The 590-nt window shown below is 56.6% G+C and carries 1 protein-coding gene; it reads left to right on the top strand.

Annotated features, from left to right (window positions below; translation table 11 throughout):
• A partial coding sequence (locus KHU29_RS22055) for a 4Fe-4S dicluster domain-containing protein (RefSeq protein WP_211455468.1) occupies positions 1–590 on the top strand: 590 nt, incomplete at both ends.

The following is a 590-nucleotide window of genomic DNA, read 5'->3' as shown; positions in this document are numbered from 1 at the left end:
CAGGATATGGCAGGTGTGACCGGTTTGCGCGAAGTGCGCTACGGCTACGAAGGTGACAACCACTTGAAGATGAAAAAGGATGAATCGAATCCTTATTTCACCTACGATCCTTCCAAATGCATCGTCTGCAACCGTTGCGTGCGCGCTTGCGAAGAAACCCAGGGTACGTTTGCGCTGACGATTGATGGCCGCGGTTTCGAATCGCGCGTCTCGGCAGGACAGATGGACAGTTTCATGGAGTCGGAATGTGTATCATGCGGCGCTTGCGTGCAAGCCTGCCCGACGGCGACACTGACTGAAAAGACCGTCATCATGATGGGCCAGGCCGAGCACAGCAAGATCACTACCTGCGCGTATTGCGGCGTCGGCTGTTCATTCAAGGCCGAGATGAAGGGTAATGAAGTGGTGCGCATGGTGCCGCACAAGGATGGTCAGGCCAACCACGGTCACTCTTGCGTCAAAGGTCGCTTTGCCTGGGGCTACGCGACCCACAAGGACCGCATCACCAAGCCGATGATACGCAGCAAGATCACCGATCCGTGGCGCGAAGTCTCGTGGGACGAAGCATTGACCTATGCCGCCAGCGAGTT

Source organism: Collimonas antrihumi (assembly GCF_018304965.1).
GTDB lineage: Bacteria > Pseudomonadota > Gammaproteobacteria > Burkholderiales > Burkholderiaceae_D > Collimonas > Collimonas antrihumi.
The sequence above is the reverse complement of the archived record's forward strand: the minus strand, read 5'-3'. Positions and strand labels throughout refer to the sequence as shown.